Raw genomic sequence first — 16,129 nt, 5'->3', positions numbered from 1 at the left:
GTCAGGTGATCGCGTCGTAGTCCCGGTGCGCGACGGCGACCACGTTGCCCGGCTCGAACTGGCTCGCCATCTGACGCAGACCTTCTTCGCGGTCGTCGCGGCTGGCCTGCGCGTCGAACATCTGGTCGCAGAACTTCAGCAGGTCGCGCACGATGCGCTCGTGGCGGTAGTAGGCGAGGGCGAGCGCATCGACCGCCTCTTTCGTTCCGTAGCCCCGGAAGAACAGCGCTTCTTCGCGTGGCTGATTCCACACGCCCCCGACACCGCCGCCGATGAACATCAGGTCGCGTTCCTTCGGCGCGAGGATCAGCGTGTCCCAGTCGACGATGCACAGGCGGTCGCCGTCGCCCAGCAGCACGTTGCCCGCATGCAGGTCCGAATGGCACAGCACCTGCGGCAGCGACTTCTCGAGCAGGATCGAGGCGAGCTGTTCGCTGCGGTAGATGAGCGAATCGATCTCCTCGTCGTGCGCGTCCCAGAAGGCGAGGAATTGCTTCACGAGGTCGTCGCCAGCCACCCCGTTGATGAAGCGCCGCTGGTAGCCGCGCACGCCTTCGCGCCAATGGTGCGAATAGCTTTCGCGCGGCAGGTTGGCGCGCAGTGACTCGGGCAACTCGGCGTGGTGGATGGCGTTCAGCGCCGTGCCGAGTGCAGTCCATTGCCGGTCGGTCGGCGCGCGTGTGAAGCCGTCGGCGCCGTCGAAGAAGGGATAGAGGGCCCAGTCGAACCCATGGTCTTGCACGCTGAGCCGTCGCGTGCGCGTGCGCGTGCGCGTGGGCATCGGCGCCATCACGGCGTCGATGCCTTGCGTGTGGTGCAAGACGGCCGGCACATCGACCACGGCCGCCGTGAAGCCGCCACGACGCAGCTTCAGAAAGTACGCGCGGCCGTCCGGCGCATCGATGCGGAACGCCGCCGAATCGACATCGGCGCCCAGCGGCAGAAATTCGGCGCGGGCGGCTTCAAGGCCCCAGTGGCTGGCGAGGCAGGCGGCGATGGCATCGTTCGGCAAGGCGGGCGGCGTCAGCATGCGGGGTAGGCGTCCAGGAGTTCGTGGCGAAAGGGAGGCGTGCGGTGCGAGCGGACCAACCGGAATTCGCGCGCCGTCCAGTGGATCGGTGGCAGCTTCCCAGGACACGCGGCGTGCTCGCTTTTCCGCGCAATTGTGACGTGAGGCGTCCAGCCGCCAGCGTAGGAAATGAAGCCGGCCTGCCGCAGCGCGCCCGTCAGCGAGTCATGGAATTCGCGCAGTCCGTCGTGTGCGGCGGGGCGGACCACCGAGATGTCGTTGGGCCAGGTGCCGGAGCTGTCGAGCCTGAGCTCAAGCAGTGGCATCGGCACGCGGGCCAGCGTGTCGCGCAGGCGTTGCTCGGCCTCGCCCTGGTGATCGGCGAGGCAGCACAGCGTGAGATGCAGGCGCTCCGCGGCCGACAGGGTGCTGCCGCGCGGCCACCACCAGTCTTTGCGATGCGCGACGATTTCTGCGCGCACTTTCGCCGTGGGAAAGAGGCCGATGAGGAGTTGCCGAGGCGCGGCCATGGCTTCCTCACCTTCAGGCCTCGGGCGGCCACCAGTGCGCGGCCGTGGTCTGGAGCACGCGCGCGGCCTGGGCGCGAATGTCTAGGCCATCGGCCGCGCCCTTGTCGCGCGTGACCTTGAAGGGCCAGGTCGACAGCCGGCCTGTCTTGCCGGTCGTGTGTGAACGCGACTGCAACGGGTGCTGCCGCGAGGAGAAAAAAAGCACCTGCGCGGAGGGCGCAGGCGGGTTGGCGGTGGTCATGGCGTCGCCTCGAATGTTGTTCTTGGAGACGCGCCATTCTAGAGAAAAGACTGTATTTATGTACAGTATATTTGCAGTCTATCGAAGATCGTTGCCCAGCAAGGCGTCGAGGTCGATGGCTGCGGCCATCGCTTTGTAGCCGGCATCGCCGGGATGCAGGTGGTCGCCCGAATCCATGGCGGCTTTCAGGCGGGTCGGCCGCGCCGGGTCGCGCAGCAGCGCGTCGACATCGACCACCGCATCGAAGGCGCCGCCTTCGCGAATCCAGCGGTTCACGGCTTGGCGCACGGTGTCTTTTTCGGGCGAGTGGTGGCCGGCCAGCGGCGTGCCTTCGAGTGCGCGCTCGTTGGGCGGAATCGTCGCGCCCACGATGCGCACGTTGTGGGCATGGGCCATCTCGATCAGCTGGCGAAAGCCCTGGATCATTGCTTCGGCGCGCACCGCGGGTTCCTGCGGCGCAAAGGGGCCGCCGGGCCAGCCGATGTCGTTGGTGCCGAGCAGCACGACCATCGCGCGCACGCCGGGCTGCGCGAACACGTCGCGGCCCGCGCGCTCGAGTGCCGCGCGGCCCATGCCGTCCTTCAGCAGCCGGCCGCCCGAGATGCCGGCGTTGAGCACGCCCACGCCGCGCGGTGCGAGCCGTTCGGCCAGCGCGTCGGGCCAGCGGGTGTGGGCGCCGGGCGTCGAGCCGTTGCCGTCGGTGACCGAGTCGCCCAGCGCGACGACGGTGACGGGCGCCTGGGGCGTCTCGACGATCAGGCCGCTCACGTAGACGCGGGTGCTCCACGGCGTGGCTGCGGCGGGCAGTCGCGCAGCGGCGCTCAGGTCGCCGTCGGCGATGTACAGCGTCTGCCGTGCGTCGAAGTGAAAGCCCGCGGGCTGGCTGGGCGCGGGCAGGTAGAGCGACACGGCTACTTCGCTCAGCGCGGGCAGCGCCAGGTCGACCGGGTCGCTCACGAGGCGTGCGCCGGGTGGCACGGTCACGTCGGTTCGGCCACCGAAGCGCAGCACGCGGTCGGTGCCTTCGACGATGGCCGAGCCGCTCGCATGGCGGGCTACATGGGCAGTGCCGATGTGCAGCGGCGCGGTGCCGCCTTCGTTGCTGATCACCACGCGCAGCCGCGTGCCGCCGATGCTCAGGCGCGCCACCTGGCGCAGCGTCTGCCGCTCGAAGCGGGCGGGAATGCCGAGGGGCAGCACGAAGCCTTGGTCCCACAGCGGCTGGGTGGCGGCCATCCAGCTGGGGCTCCAGTGCGTGGGCGCTGCCGTGGAGGCGGTGGCGGCAGCCGCGAAGGAGAGTGCGAGTGCGCCCTGGCGCAGGAGGGAGGTGAGTCGCGAAGTGGTCATGTGAAATGTCCTCAGGTGAAAGAAAGAAGCGTCGATGGACGAACTTTCTTTCATTCGAATCGCGAGGGGTAGAAGGCAGAATGGCATGCATCGCATTCCCAATTCGAATGACAACCCCATGGACACCCTTCGCGCACTCTCCGCCTTCGTGCACAGCGTCGAGCTCGGCAGCCTTTCGGGTGCGGCCCGCGCGCTCGACACCACGCAGCCCACCGTGAGCAAGCTGGTCGCGGGGCTGGAGCGATCGCTCGGCGTGCGGCTGCTGCGGCGCGCGGCCACCGGCCTGAGCCTCACGGAGGAGGGCCAGCGTTTTCATGAACGCGCGCGCCGCATGCTCGAGGACTACGGCGACGCTGTGGCCGATGCGCGCGCCCAGGTGCAGCAGCCGCGCGGCCTGCTGCGCCTGAGCGCGCCGGTCACGCTGGGGCAGCGGCACCTCAATGCGATGGCGGTCGAGTTCTTGCGGCTGTACCCCGACATCGAACTCGAGCTGGTGCTCGACGATCGCTTCGTCGATCCGCGCGAGGAGCGCATCGACGTCTCGCTGCGCGTGGGCGGTGCGCTGCCGCCCGACCTTGTCGCGCGCCACCTCGGCAGCTGGCCGCGCGTGCTCGTCGCGTCGCCTGAGTACGTGGCCGCACGCGGCAAGCCGCGCACGCCGAACGACCTGCTCGTGCATGACTACCTGCGCTACGCGGCGGGTGACGACGGCGTGCTGCTCACGGGCCCCGACGGCGCGGTGGCCGTGCCGGTGCGCAGCCGCTACCGCGTCAACAACGCGGTGGCGCTGCTCGACAGCGTGCTGGCGGGCGCGGGCGTGTCGCTGCAACCCACGTGGATGGTCGCGGACCTGCTTGCGGAAGGGAAATTGGTGCGCGTGCTCGCACGGCACACGGGGCCTGCGCAGGAACTGCATCTGCTCTACGCGCCGCGCCGTCAGTTGCCGCTGCGGGTGCAGGTGCTGGTCGACTTTCTGGCGCAGCGCGTGGCGGCGCTGCCGGGTGCGGCGAAAGCGCCGCGGCGTTCGGCTTAAGCCGCCTTGCGGGCCGCGCTCTTCGCGCGCTTGGCCGCATCAGGTTTGTGCGCGGTCTTGCGTGACGAGGCCGTCGTCTTCGCCGCCCGTTTCTTCGCTGCAGGCGGCGTGCGCTTGCCGCTGCGCAGGCTGCGCGCGAGCAGCTCGGTGAGGTCGATCACCTCGGCGCCGCCCTTCGGTGCTTCTTCTTCCGGCTGCACCACCGTCTCCGTGTCGCCCGCCTTGACCTTCTTCTCGACGATCTTCATCACGGCGTGCTTGAACTCGTCCTTGAACTCGTCGGGGTTCCACGGGCCCGACATGTCGCCGACCAGCTGCTCGGCCATCTTCATCTCGGCGGCCGACAGCTTCGCGGCCTTGATGCCGGCGGCCGGCAGGTCGAGCCCGTCGGCGTCCTTGATCTCGTCGCCCCAGCGCAGCAGGTTGAGCACCAGCACCTTGCCGAACGGAATCAGCAGCGCCAAGTGCTGCTTGGTGGCAATCACCACCTTGGCCAGTCCGACCTTGCCGGTCTTCACCAGCACCTCGCGCAGCAGCGCGTAGACCTTCTGGCCCTTGTTGATCGGCGCGAGGTAGTAGGGCCGCTCCAGGTACACGAAAGGGATTTCGCCGACATCGAGAAAGCGCTGGATCTCGATGGTCTGCGTGGTGCGCGGGTAGACGGCTTCGATTTCCTTGGGCGAGATCACGACGTACTTGCCGTCCTCGTACTCGAAGCCCTTCACGATCTGTTCGCGCGCAATCTCCTTGCCCGTGCGCTTGTTGATGCGCTTGTAGCCCACCGGGTCCATGCTGCGCTTGTCGAGCCAGTCGAAGTCGATGCCCTGTTCGGTGCTCGCGGTGTGCAGGCCCACGGGGATGTGGACCAGCCCGAAGGTGATGGCGCCTTTCCAGAGGGTTCTCGTGGCCATGGTGAGTCTCCTTGGTTATTTCTTGAAGCCGAGCCGCTTCATCGCCTCGCCCAGCGGCTGGCGCGTGGTCCAGTAGTCGGCCCACGGGTCTTCGGACTGGAACGACAGGTGCTCGCGCGCGGTGGCAATGGTCCAGTGCGCGCCGCTTTTGAGGCTGCCGAGGTCGTCCCAGCTCACGGGCATCGACACGCCCATGCCGGGCCGCGCGCGCGCCGAATAGGCGGCCACCGTGGTCGCGCCCACGCCATTGCGCAGGTAGTCGGCAAAGAGCTTGCCGACGCGGTTCGACGGCCCGCTCTTGGCCACGAACTTCGAAGGGATCACGTGTGCCATGTGCTGCACGATGGCGCGCGAGAAGGCCTTCACCGTGTCGTTGTCGTAGTGCATGCGCAGCGGCACGACCACGTGCAGGCCCTTGCCGCCGCTGGTCTTGAGCCATGACGCCAGCCCCAGTTCGGTGAGCAGCGTGCGCATCAGCAAGGCGGCTTCCTGCACATGCGCCCACGGCGTGCCTTCGCCGGGGTCGAGGTCGAAGATCATGCGGTTGGGCCGGTCGAAGTGCGTCGAGGTCGCGTTCGATGTGTGGAACTCGATCACGTTGAACTGCGCCGCGTTCAGCAAGGCTTCGCGCGTGCCGACCTCGAGCATCGACGGATGGCCGGGCCACAGGGCCGGGTCGAGTTGCTTCACGCCGGCGATGTTGACTTTTTCGGCGTGCTTCTGGAAGAAGATCTCGCCGCCCACGCCTTGAGGCCCGCGCACCAGCGCGCAAGGGCGGCCCTTCAGGTGCGGCAGCATGGGCTCGGCCACCGATTCGTAGTAGCGCACCAGGTCGAGCTTGGTGCGGCCCGACGCCGCATCGATCACGCGGTCGCCATGGCTCACAGTCACGCCGCCGACCGTGGACGCGGCCTTCTTCGAGGATGTCTTCATGGTCTTCGTTTTCTTCGAGGCAGGTGCGATGTCGCGAGGTTCTTCATGCACGATCTCCGAGGCCGGCTTGTCGTCGCGCATCGCCACGAACGACGCGTGGCGGATCTGCCCGTCTGGCGTCCATGCGGCAAAACGCACCTCGGCCACGAGCGTCGGCTTCACCCAGTGCCGCGTGCCGCCCGGCCGGCGGCGGCCGGGCTTGGCCTCACCGCCGGTGAACGGCGCGCGCTCGGTGTCCAACGCGGCGAGCTGGCGGCGGATGTCGCGCGCCTCATGGTCGTTCCAGCCGGTGCCGACACCGCCGACCGACACCAGCTCGCCGTTCTTCGCGTGCACGCCCAGCATCAGGCTGCCGATGCGCGTGGGGCTGTCGCTGCGCAGCGTGTAGCCGCACACCACGAACTCCTGGCGTCGCGTGCACTTGAGCTTGAGCCAGGTGTCGCTGCGGCGCGAGACATACGGCGCATCGGCGCGCTTGGCGATCACGCCTTCGAGGTTCATGCGGCAGGCCGATTGCAAGATCGAGTCGATGTCGGCCTCGAAGTCGTTGCTGAAGCGCAGGCGGCGCGTGGCGCGCGCGTCCATCAGCTGCTTGAGCAGGCGGCGGCGCTCGGCAAGCGGTGCGTGGCGCAGGTCGAAGCCTTCGAAGAAGGGCACGTCGAACAGGAACATCACGATGGGGTCGGCGCGTTCGCGGTCGAGTGCGTTCTGCAGCGCGTTGAAGTCGGGCGTGCCTTGCTTGTCGAGCACGACGATCTCGCCGTCGAGCCAGGCGTTGTCGATGCCCAGATGCTTCAGCTCGGCCACCAGCGGCGACAGCTTGGCGCTCCAGTCGTGGCCGCCGCGCGTGAGCAGGCGCGCCTTGCCCTTTTCGATGCGCGCCATGACGCGGTAGCCGTCGAACTTGATCTCGAAGCGCCAGTCGCCGGGTGCGCCTTCGGGCACGCCCGTGGCCAGGGTCGCGAGCTGCGGCGAGAGCTTGGCGGGCAGGCGCGCCTTCACCGCGCCGGTTGCGGGCACGGCGGGCGCAGCCTTGGCCTTGGTCTTCTTGCTCGCTGCGCGCCGGGGCGTGGGCGCACCGCCCACGCTGTCGGGCAGCGCAGAGACCACGTCGTACTCCGCATGCGAGCGCGCGAAGTCGTCGCGCTTCTTGAACAGCAGCCACGGCTCCTGCCGCTCGCCGCGTTTGGCGATCTTGATGAGTTCCCACAGCCCTTCGAGCTTCTCGCCGTGCAGCCGGAACGCGAGCTTGCCCGCGGCCAGGCCCTTGCGCGGATCGCCCACGGGCTCCCAGGTGCCGCGGTCCCACACGATGACTTCGCCCGCGCCGTAGTGGCCTTCAGGAATGGTGCCTTCGAAGCCGGCATACGACAGCGGATGGTCTTCCACATGCACGGCCATGCGCTTTTGCGCCGGGTCGAGGCTCGGGCCCTTCGGCACGGCCCATGACACCAGCACGCCGTCGAGTTCGAGCCGGAAGTCGTAGTGCAGCCGCCGCGCCGCGTGCTTCTGGATCACGAAGGAGGGCGCGTGCGGGCGAGGCTTGCCGCCCTCGGCGGGCTCGGTGGTGGCGGTGAAGTCGCGTTTGGCCTGGTAGGTCGCCAGGGGCGTGAGCGTGGACGTGTCGGAACGGGCCATGCCCTCAGGTGTGCCCGCTTTCGCGCCGCGCTGCATCCGCCAAGTGCCCGGTCTTCGTGTGGGCCAACGCCGCACGCGCGGGCGCGGGCCCGGCGGGTGCCAGACGGGTCCCACGCGCAGGCGCTGTGCCCTCCGACCGGCGCGCCGCGCGATCCGCAGAACATGGAGGCACTGCCGCCTTCACTCCGAACTCACCCCGAAGGAAGCAGCCATGTGAGCCCGTGTGCATCGCACCAAGGAGACCCCATGACTTCGAAGCAGACCCCCGACCCGAAGCCGGCGAGCCCGGACAAGAACCCGCCGGAGAAGTTTCCGTTTCCCACGTCCGAGAACCACGGCAATCCATCCGCCGAGACCGCCAAACCCACGGAGCAGCCGTCCAGCGAAGAAGCGCTCGACAGTGGCGTGGAAGAGTCGTTCCCGGCGAGCGACCCGGTGTCGGTCACCGTCACGAAGGTCAAGCTGCCTTCGGGTGACGCCGACAAGGACAAGGCGGACCAGAAGGGCGACGCCTGAGGCCCCGATGGACCTGCGCCTGAACACCGTCATGGCCCGGATGTCCGCCATGCGATCGACCCCGCGCCGCGTCGTCACCTGGGACGTGCGCCCGCAGGGCTACTGCAGCGAACACGAGCACGCCACGCGCGCCAACTTTGCGCAGCGCCTGGCGGCGCTCCAGAGCTGGGAATTCGCGGGCGCATACGACGCCGCCCAGCCGCACTCGGCGCCGCTCTACTTCGTGCCGAGCGACACGCTCACCGATCCGCATCAGGCGCGTGCCATGGGCATCGCCGGCGTGGACGACCTGTTCGGCGGCGTGGTGCCGCATGCCTTCGTCGCCACCAAGGCGATCACCCATCCGCTGATCGGCCCTGACGCCGTTCGGCCCCTGGGCTGGTCGGCGCGGCTCGCGGTGGAGATTGCCGACGCGGCCTTGCCCGGCTTCACCTGCTTCAGCCTCGACGAGGCGCGTGTCGCGGGGACTGCGCTGCTCGACATCGGCCGCATGCGTCTGAAGCCCGTCACCGCCACCGGCGGGCGAGGGCAGCAAGTGGTCGACAGCGTCGACGCACTCGAGCGCGGCCTCGACGCCATGGACGGCAGCGAGTTCGCCACCCACGGCCTCGTGCTGGAGACCAACCTCGAACAGCCTCACACCTACAGCGTCGGGCAGTTGATCGTGGCGCAGCGCATCGTCAGCTACTGCGGCGAACAGCGCCTCACGCGCAACAATGCCGGCGAAGAGGTCTACGGCGGCTCCGACCTGCAGCTGGTGCGCGGCGACTTCGACGCGCTGCTGGCCGTGGTCGATCCGCCGCCGCCGCTGCGCCGTGCGATCGAGCAGGCGCGCCGCTACCACCGCGCGGTGATCGACTGCTACCCGGACTTCTTCGCCTCGCGCGTGAACTACGACGTGGCGCAAGGGCTCGACGGCCGCGGCGACTGGCGCTCGGGCGTGCTGGAGCAGTCGTGGCGCGTCGGCGGCGCCACGGGCGCGGAAATCGCGGCGCTCGAAGCCTTCCACCAGGACCCGGCGTGCCAGCGCGTGCACGCGTCCTGCTTCGAGGTGTACGGCGCGGCCTCCGTGCCGGCGAACGCCATCATCACTTACCAGGGCAACGACCCCGAGACCGGGCCGCTGTGCAAATACACCGTGCTGAACACGGCAACCACCACGCATGCCGACACGCCATAGCTCCATCGACATTCCCGTCAACGGCCATCACATCGAAGGCACGCTGTTCGCCGCTTCCACCATGGTGCCGGGCGTTCTGCTGGTGCACGGCTGGGACGGCAGCCAGGAGCAGTACCTCAAGCGCGCGCACGAGATCGCCGCGCTCGGCTGCGTCTGCCTGACCTTCGACCTGCGCGGCCATGCGCGCCACGAAGGGCTGCGCCAGCAGGTGACGCGCGAAGACAACCTGCGCGACGTGCTCGCCGCCTACGACGCGCTGGTGGGCCACCCGACCGTCGACCCCGCGGCCGTTGCCATCGTCGGCAGCAGCTACGGCGGCTACCTGGCCGCGCTCGTCAGTGCGATGCGGCCTGTGCGCTGGCTCGCATTGCGCGCGCCCGCGCTGTACCGCGACGGCGAGTGGGACACGCCCAAGGGCCTGCTGAGCCGCTCCGACCTCGTGGCCTACCGCCGCACGCTGGTCGGGCCCGAAGACAACCGCGCGCTCAAGGCCTGCGCGGCCTTCACCGGCGACGTGCTCATCGTCGAATCGGAAGACGACCAGACCGTGCCGCACCCCGTGATCGAAAACTACCTCGCCGCCTTCAAGCGCGTGCGCTCGGCGACGTACCGCAAGCTCACCGGCGCCGACCACGCGCTGTCGCGCCTGGAATCGCGCCAGGCCTACGGCGCGCTGCTCGTGTCGTGGATCACCGAAATGACGCTCGGCGCCAAGGCGACGTCGACGCTCACCAAGCCGGTGTCGAGCAGCACGGCCTGATGAGGTGCACAGGTGCTGTAGGCGGCCTCCTTCCCGAACATGCGCGCAAGTCCATCACCACGCGTCGCGGCGCGCGCGTCGAATTCCTTGCGCTACGTGAAGGAGACAAAGGTGATGGACTTCGAAGGCATCTACTGCTTCGATTCGGCCACGGTGCGATTCGCCGTGTACCCCGACGGTCCCGACGGTGCGCGCATCCTGGCGCAGATTTCGGAAGACGTGCTGCACGACGCGCTCGGCGCGCAGGAAATCGGTGAGCACACCGTGCATGCCTGCAAACGGCATTTCGACGTGATCGCGGCGGCGGCCGTGGCGCGGTTCCGCGCCGATCCGCGCGGGCCCATCGTGCTGGCCTGCGGCGACTTTCCACGGATGAACGGATGGCGATAAAGGCCGACTGCGATGCGAAAGTGCACAGGACGTGCCGCGTGTTGTCGCGAGAAAGTTCTCGCGTGCTGGCAGGTGTGATATTGGTTACAAACGCAACGCGTTTGGGTCGCATTTTTGGGGCCGCAACGCCCTAGACTGCGGCTCGTTTTGTGAGGAGCTTTGCCATGCCCATGGACTTTCTGGAGCGCATCGAAGACGCATCGTTCCCGATGGCGGTCCGCGACGAAGGCGACATCCACTGCGCGACCATGCTGGTCGCCGCCCATCTCATCGAAGCCGTGCTGCCTCCGGCCGCCAGCGGCACGGGCCGGCGCGTCGCCGTGGTCCTGGTCATCACGCCGCAAGGGCGCGCGGCGCTGCGGTTGCGAAGGGATGAGCTGCAGACCTGAGCGTGGGCGGGGGGCGAGTGAACTGACGTTAGAATCCGCGCCTGCTGCGGGTGTAGCTCAATGGCAGAGCTGTTGCTTCCCAAGCAACTGACGAGGGTTCGATTCCCTTCACCCGCTCCAGTTAACGTTCCAAGGCATTCCTAGGGAATCCAAAAATCTCTTAGAAATCAAGGGGTTACGGATAAACGAAGTCCAAGGGAAGCCTGCGCGATCCAACTGAAGCCAATGCCTTCACGGGGCACAGCACGGGGAACATCGGTATATTTGGGCCAGGCCCAAAACCTTGTTCCCCTATGCTCACAGAACTCGCCTGCAAAAACGCCTCATGCCCCTCTGATAAGAAGCGCGCGCGCTTCAGTGACGGCGGCAATCTCTACCTGGAAGTCGCATCCAACGATTCCAAGCGCTGGTTCTGGAAGTACACGGTTGGCGGCAAGGAGAAGCGTCTCGCGATTGGCAGTTACCCCGCGGTCAAGCTCAAAGAAGCTCGAGCGGCTCGTGATGAAGCGCGCAAAGTGCTGCAAACCGGCGCTGACCCCACCCAGCGCCGCCGGCTAGACAAGGCAAAGGTTCGCGCGACCGCGGTGACAACCTACGAGAAGGTTGCCCGTGAATTTCACGCGCTCAAGCAGCGAGAGTGGAGTGACGCGCACAGCACCAAGTGGTTGCGCCTGCAAGAGAGCAATCTTTTTCCCTGGATTGGTGGATTGCCTTTGGGCGAGATCACCGCAAACGTTTTGTTGGAGCCGCTGCGCCGAGTCGAGGGGAAGGGGCTGAATGAGACGGCGGTTTCCCTGCGCCAGTACGCGGGGCAAGTCTTTCGTTATGGCATCGCTACGGGGCGCTGTGAAGACGACCCGGCCACCAAGCTGCGGGGGGCGCTAGGGGCTGTGATCGTGAAAAACATGGCTGCCGTGCTTGACCCCCGGAAGGCGGGTGACCTGATGCGCGCGATCGACGACTATCGCGGATTGCCCGCAACAAGAGAGGCGTTGCTCTTGTCTGCTTTGCTTTTTCAGCGGCCTGGCAACATCCGCGCGATGGAATGGAGTTGGGTTGACTTCGATGGCAGCCAAGTCGTCATACCGGCAGCTTCGATGAAGAGGACGAAACAAGCAAAGCTCAACGGCGAGCCTCATCTCGTTCCTCTTGCCCCTCAAGCGGTTGCTTCGTTGAGGCGCATGAAAGTCCTGACAGGGCGCGGCCGCTATGTTTTCCCCAGCTTGCTTACCGGTGAGAGGCCGATGTCGGACAACACGGTCAACACCGCGCTGCGACGGATGGGGTTCGATAACACAGAGATGACCGCGCATGGTTTTCGCGCGATGGCGAGAACGATCATGGTTGATCAGCTTCGTGTCAATCCTGAGGTGATTGAAGAACAGTTGGCGCACGGGAAAAGTGGGCCTTTGGGAACCGCATACAACCGGACCCAGTTGAAGGAGCAGCGCCGCGAAATGATGGTGCTGTGGGCGAATTACTTGGATCAACTCCGCCTGTCCAAGCCTATGACCAGTTGAGGGCTCGCGTTTGCGAAAACACGGGGCTGATATAGCGCAATGCTTCGCTTTTTCGTAAGGCTTGCCGAGAGGCTGCGTCAGCATGCGCGAGCGGCGCCCGCTGAAAGACGCCTTCAGACTGATTGCCGACGGTCGATGTAGTTGAACAGAGGGGTGCTGCTGGCTAATAGCGGTCAAGCGACCTTGTGCTTGAGGTTAGTTGAGAGCTTCCAGTAGACTATTTACATGGGTCGGCGCTTCGCTATCGTTCTTCTGCTGCTCTCGGTGTTCTGGCAAGCCTTTGCCATTGCCGGGCAGGCGACCGCATTTGCCGATGCAGAGGAAATCGCGCATGCGGCACTCCACTGGCAGGAGGAGTCCCATCACCACCACGACGATGGCTCGGTCGCGCAGGATGATTCTGACGAATCCGTGCAGCATGTGGTGGCCGATGGCTGCCTGAGCACATCGCTGGTCTGGCCGAGCACTTCCTTCTCGTTTGCGCCGCTCGCCTGCGCACGCCCCCGGATCGCGGACGAAACCGCGAGCCCTTCGCCGCACCTCGCCGGCCTCCGACGACCTCCCAGACTGACCGCCTGAAAAACGCCTCCACTCACCCTGCGCTTGCGCGGGTGGGTCGTTTTCATGCGGGCGCCCCCTGCCGACTGATTCCGCACGCCAATCGGCGCGCATGGTCCGCAGGCGTGGTCGCCGCCACGTCCGTCAGGAGTCTTGTGAAATCCGTTCCATGGTTCGTGTCCTGCGCCGTCGCAGGAAGCGTGCTCTTGGGGGCCGGGCCTGCCATCGCGCAGCCTGCCACCCCTCCTTCTTCTTCCGTTGCGCCAGCGGGCGTGACGATCTCCCAGGCCTTCGAGGCCGCATGGCTGCGCGCCGTGCAGGCGCGCGAGTCCGATGCCCAGGGCCGGCGCGCCCGTGCCGAACAGACGGCGGCGGCCAGTCTCTGGGCCGCACCGCCCGCGGTCGAGCTGAACCACCTCAACGACCGCGTGCATTCGAACGCGGGGCGCCGTGAAACCGAAGTCGGCCTGGTGTGGCCCCTGTGGTTGCCCGGCCAGCGCGATGCCCGCGCCGCGGCGGCCGATGCCGAGTCGAAGCTGGCGGACGCCGGCGCCCAGGCGGCGCGGCTGCGCGTGGCCGGCCAGGTTCGCGAGGTGGCCTGGAAGCTGTCGGCAGCCGAAGCCGAAGTGGCCGCGGTGGCGGCGCAGGCGCGTTATCTGAAAGGCATCGCGGATGACGTGCAACGGCGTGTCCAGGCCGGTGACCTCGCAAGGGCCGATGCGCTGGCGGCACGTGCCGAGTTGCTGGAGGCCAGTTCCGTGCAAAGCGATGCGGAGCAACGGCTGCAGGCTGCCCGCGCCCAATGGCGCACGCTGACCGGCTTCGACGCGGTGCCAAAGGTTCAGGTGCCACCAACGGCGAGCGTTTCCACCGCTGCGTTGCCTGCGGAGGAGCACCCGGAACTGCGCCTGGCCGCCCAGTCTGTCGAGCGTGCACGCAAGCGGCTGGATGCAGTCAACCTGTCGCGCCGCGACCCGCCCGAACTCTCCCTGAAGTACCGGGAAGAATCGCCGGGCTTCGGCGAAGCGGCGCAACGCGGCATCGGCATTGGCCTTCGCATCCCGTTCGGCACCGACAGCCGCAACGCTCCGTTGCAGGCGGCAGCCACCGGCGACCTCGACATCGCCGAAGCCACCGAGCAGCGCCTGCGCGAGCGGCACGATGCCGACCTGGCGCTGGCCCGAAGCGCGTTGCAGCGCACGGCGCAGCAACTCGACGCCACACGTGACCGCGCGAGCCTTCTGCGCGAGCGGGCCCGGCTCGTCGATGCGTCGTTCAAGGCCGGCGAAACCTCGCTTCCCGATCTCCTGCGCGCTGCCAATGCGGCAGCACAAGCCGACGCGGCACTCGCGCGCCAGCAGGCGGCACTGGGCCTGGCCCACGCCCAACTCCAACAAGCACTCGGACTTCTTCCATGATCGATTTTTCCAACATCGTGCGGCGCGGGCGACATCGCCTGCTGATGTCTCTTGCCGCGCTCCTGGTGGGCGGCGCCGCCCTCGCATCGCCAGGCGCCCACGGCCCCAACGGCGAACATCTTGACGGCCCTGCGCAAACGACAGCGGGCGCCAGCAGTGCCCCGCGCATGGAGGCCAAGTCGGAAAGCTTCGAGCTGGTGGGCACTCTGCGCGGCGACGAGTTCTCGATGCTGGTCAACCGCTTCGAGACCAATGAGCCCGTGCTGAACGCCAAGGTCGAAGTCGAGACCGGCGCGTTGAAGGCGCCGGCCAAGTTTCACGCGGACATGGGCGACTACGCGGTGGACGACGCGGCCTTCCTCAAGGCCTTGAAGGCACCGGGCACGCATGCGATCGTCGTCACGATCATTGCGGGCGATGAATCCGACCTGCTGGACGGCACGCTGAAAAGCGAAGGCGGTAGTGCCGACGCAGGCACGCATTTGCACGACGACGGACACGGCCACGGGCTCCCGCTGACCGCCTGGCTCGCCATCGCACTGACGGCGACCGGCGCATTGATCTACGCACTGAGCCGCCGGTCGACCCGCAGCGCCGCAGCACGCAATGGAGGTGCCCGATGATTCGCCAACGCACCCACGGCATCGCCGTCGCGATCGTCATCGCGCTGCATCTGGGCTCCGCCTTCGCAGCGCCCGGTGCCCACGGTCCCAACGGCGAACACCTCGATGCGCCGGGCAGCGGCACCACCACGTCGGGCCTGGCCCGGCTGCCGGATGGCAGCGTGCAGGTGCCGATGCTGGCCCAGCGGCGCATGGCTATCCGCACCGTGATCGCCAGCGAGAGCGATGCCCACGCGACGATCGAGCTTTCCGGCCGCGTCGTAATGGACCCCAATGCAGGGGGACGCGTGCAGGCTGTGCACGGCGGCCGCATCGATTCCGGCCCCGCGGGCCTTCCGGTGGCCGGCCAGACTGTGCGCCGGGGCGAAGTCCTGGCGTATGTGCAGCACCACGCCGAGCCCTATGCACTCGCCAACCAGCAATCGCAACTGGCCGAACTGCGCAGCAGCCGCGCGCTGGCCGCACAGCGAGTCCAGCGTCTCGAGTCGCTCGAAGGCACCGTGCCGCGCAAGGACATCGACGCTGCCAAGTCAGAGCTTCAAAGCCTCACGGCGCGGGAAAAAAGCATCGGCGCCAGCATCGGCTCGCGCGAAACGCTGACCGCCCCCGTCTCCGGCGTCATCGCCCGGGCCGATGCGGTCGCCGGACAGATCGTCGAAGCGCGGGATGTGCTGTTCGAAGTGATCGACCCTGCCCGCGTGCTCGTGGAAGCGACCACCGCCGACCCGGCGTTGCCAGCGCGCGTGGGCGATGCGTCGTTGCAGGGCGTGCCCGGCGTCAAGCTGAAGCTGCTCGGCGCCGCGCGCTCCTTGCGCGACGGCGTGCTGCCCCTCACCTTCCGGGCGCAGCCCGACAAAACCGGTACGCCCATGCCGCTGGCAGTCGGACAGCCGGTCACGGTCGTTGCCTCGCTCAACGAACGCATCAAGGGCTTCGTGCTTCCTGCACAAGCCGTGGTGCGCAACAGCTCGAATGAGCCGATCGTCTGGATCAAGTCCGGCGCCGAGCGCTACATCCCGCAGCCGGTGCAATACCGCGCGCTCGATGCCGGCACGGTGATCGTGACCCAGGGCCTGGGCGCCGACAACCGCGTGGTCGTGCAAGGCGCGCCGCTGATCGCGCAGATCCGCTGA

17 protein-coding genes and 1 tRNA gene are annotated in these 16,129 nt (G+C 67.6%); 12 read left to right on the top strand and 6 right to left on the bottom strand.

Annotation, left to right across the window (positions count from 1 at the left end; all coding sequences use genetic code 11):
• Position 1: 1 nt before the first annotated feature.
• The 4 genes from CY658_RS29805 to CY658_RS29790 all read right to left on the bottom strand — a co-directional run bounded on the left by CY658_RS29805 (position 2) and on the right by CY658_RS29790 (position 3,127).
• Entirely contained in the window at positions 2-1,030 is a 1,029-nt protein-coding gene (locus tag CY658_RS29805) for an aminoglycoside phosphotransferase family protein (protein ID WP_101493609.1), read from the bottom strand.
• Positions 1,024-1,539, bottom strand: coding sequence for a 2'-5' RNA ligase family protein (locus CY658_RS29800; protein ID WP_101493608.1), 516 nt, complete (start codon positions 1,537-1,539; stop codon positions 1,024-1,026). The genes CY658_RS29805 and CY658_RS29800 overlap by 7 nt, the downstream gene beginning before the upstream one ends.
• A 13-nt stretch (positions 1,540-1,552) precedes the next feature.
• On the bottom strand, positions 1,553-1,780 hold the full coding sequence (locus CY658_RS29795) for a hypothetical protein (RefSeq protein ID WP_101493607.1): 228 nt from the start codon (positions 1,778-1,780) through the stop codon (positions 1,553-1,555).
• A gap of 78 nt (positions 1,781-1,858) precedes the next feature.
• On the bottom strand, positions 1,859-3,127 hold the full coding sequence (locus CY658_RS29790; RefSeq protein ID WP_101493606.1) for an SGNH/GDSL hydrolase family protein: 1,269 nt from the start codon (positions 3,125-3,127) through the stop codon (positions 1,859-1,861).
• 118 nt (positions 3,128-3,245) lie between these two features.
• On the opposite strand from CY658_RS29790, the gene CY658_RS29785 reads away from it, so the two are divergent.
• Positions 3,246-4,160, top strand: coding sequence for a LysR family transcriptional regulator (locus CY658_RS29785; RefSeq protein ID WP_101493768.1), 915 nt, complete (start codon positions 3,246-3,248; stop codon positions 4,158-4,160).
• Here CY658_RS29785 and ku read toward each other — a convergent pair.
• Together ku and ligD are read right to left on the bottom strand one after the other, a co-directional pair.
• A complete protein-coding gene (gene ku / locus CY658_RS29780) occupies positions 4,157-5,071 on the bottom strand; it encodes a non-homologous end joining protein Ku (RefSeq protein ID WP_101493605.1) in 915 nt (304 codons plus the stop codon). The genes CY658_RS29785 and ku overlap by 4 nt on opposite strands.
• Positions 5,072-5,086: 15 nt before the next feature.
• Positions 5,087-7,642: a DNA ligase D gene (gene ligD, locus CY658_RS29775; RefSeq protein WP_101493767.1), complete on the bottom strand. Its 2,556-nt coding sequence runs from the start codon at positions 7,640-7,642 to the stop codon at positions 5,087-5,089.
• Positions 7,643-7,888: 246 nt separating this feature from the next.
• Here ligD and CY658_RS29770 point away from each other — a divergent pair, with 246 nt between their 5' ends.
• The 11 genes from CY658_RS29770 to CY658_RS29720 all read left to right on the top strand — a co-directional run bounded on the left by CY658_RS29770 (position 7,889) and on the right by CY658_RS29720 (position 16,129).
• Positions 7,889-8,158 carry a hypothetical protein gene (locus CY658_RS29770; RefSeq protein WP_101493604.1) on the top strand — a complete coding sequence of 90 codons (270 nt, stop codon included), beginning with the start codon at positions 7,889-7,891 and terminating at the stop codon, positions 8,156-8,158.
• A gap of 7 nt (positions 8,159-8,165) precedes the next feature.
• Entirely contained in the window at positions 8,166-9,338 is a 1,173-nt protein-coding gene (locus CY658_RS29765; protein WP_101493603.1) for a DUF3182 family protein, read from the top strand.
• On the top strand, positions 9,322-10,098 hold the full coding sequence (locus CY658_RS29760) for an alpha/beta hydrolase family protein (protein WP_101493602.1): 777 nt from the start codon (positions 9,322-9,324) through the stop codon (positions 10,096-10,098). Before CY658_RS29765 ends, CY658_RS29760 begins: the two co-directional genes overlap by 17 nt.
• Positions 10,099-10,212: 114 nt before the next feature.
• Complete coding sequence (locus CY658_RS29755) at positions 10,213-10,488, top strand: hypothetical protein (protein WP_180839082.1); 276 nt, start codon at positions 10,213-10,215, stop codon at positions 10,486-10,488.
• A 164-nt stretch (positions 10,489-10,652) separates the two neighbouring features.
• A complete protein-coding gene (locus tag CY658_RS29750; protein WP_101493600.1) occupies positions 10,653-10,877 on the top strand; it encodes a hypothetical protein in 225 nt (74 codons plus the stop codon).
• A 46-nt stretch (positions 10,878-10,923) separates the two neighbouring features.
• Positions 10,924-10,997 (top strand) — tRNA-Gly (locus CY658_RS29745).
• Between the two features lie 173 nt (positions 10,998-11,170).
• Positions 11,171-12,397 (top strand): tyrosine-type recombinase/integrase, encoded by a 1,227-nt coding sequence (locus tag CY658_RS29740; protein ID WP_101493599.1) that lies wholly within the window; start codon positions 11,171-11,173, stop codon positions 12,395-12,397.
• A 225-nt stretch (positions 12,398-12,622) separates the two neighbouring features.
• Positions 12,623-12,976, top strand: a complete 354-nt coding sequence (locus tag CY658_RS29735; protein ID WP_101493598.1) for a hypothetical protein — start codon at positions 12,623-12,625, stop codon at positions 12,974-12,976.
• 251 nt (positions 12,977-13,227) lie between these two features.
• Positions 13,228-14,373, top strand: coding sequence for a TolC family protein (locus CY658_RS29730; protein WP_257885022.1), 1,146 nt, complete (start codon positions 13,228-13,230; stop codon positions 14,371-14,373).
• Entirely contained in the window at positions 14,370-14,996 is a 627-nt protein-coding gene (locus CY658_RS29725) for a hypothetical protein (RefSeq protein WP_374221146.1), read from the top strand. The genes CY658_RS29730 and CY658_RS29725 overlap by 4 nt, the downstream gene beginning before the upstream one ends.
• Positions 14,993-16,129 carry an efflux RND transporter periplasmic adaptor subunit gene (locus CY658_RS29720; RefSeq protein ID WP_101493596.1) on the top strand — a complete coding sequence of 379 codons (1,137 nt, stop codon included), beginning with the start codon at positions 14,993-14,995 and terminating at the stop codon, positions 16,127-16,129. The genes CY658_RS29725 and CY658_RS29720 overlap by 4 nt, the downstream gene beginning before the upstream one ends.

The sequence above is a fragment of the Variovorax sp. RO1 genome (assembly GCF_002849325.1).
Classification (GTDB): domain Bacteria; phylum Pseudomonadota; class Gammaproteobacteria; order Burkholderiales; family Burkholderiaceae_C; genus Variovorax.
This window is presented reverse-complemented; position numbering and strand designations above follow the sequence as displayed.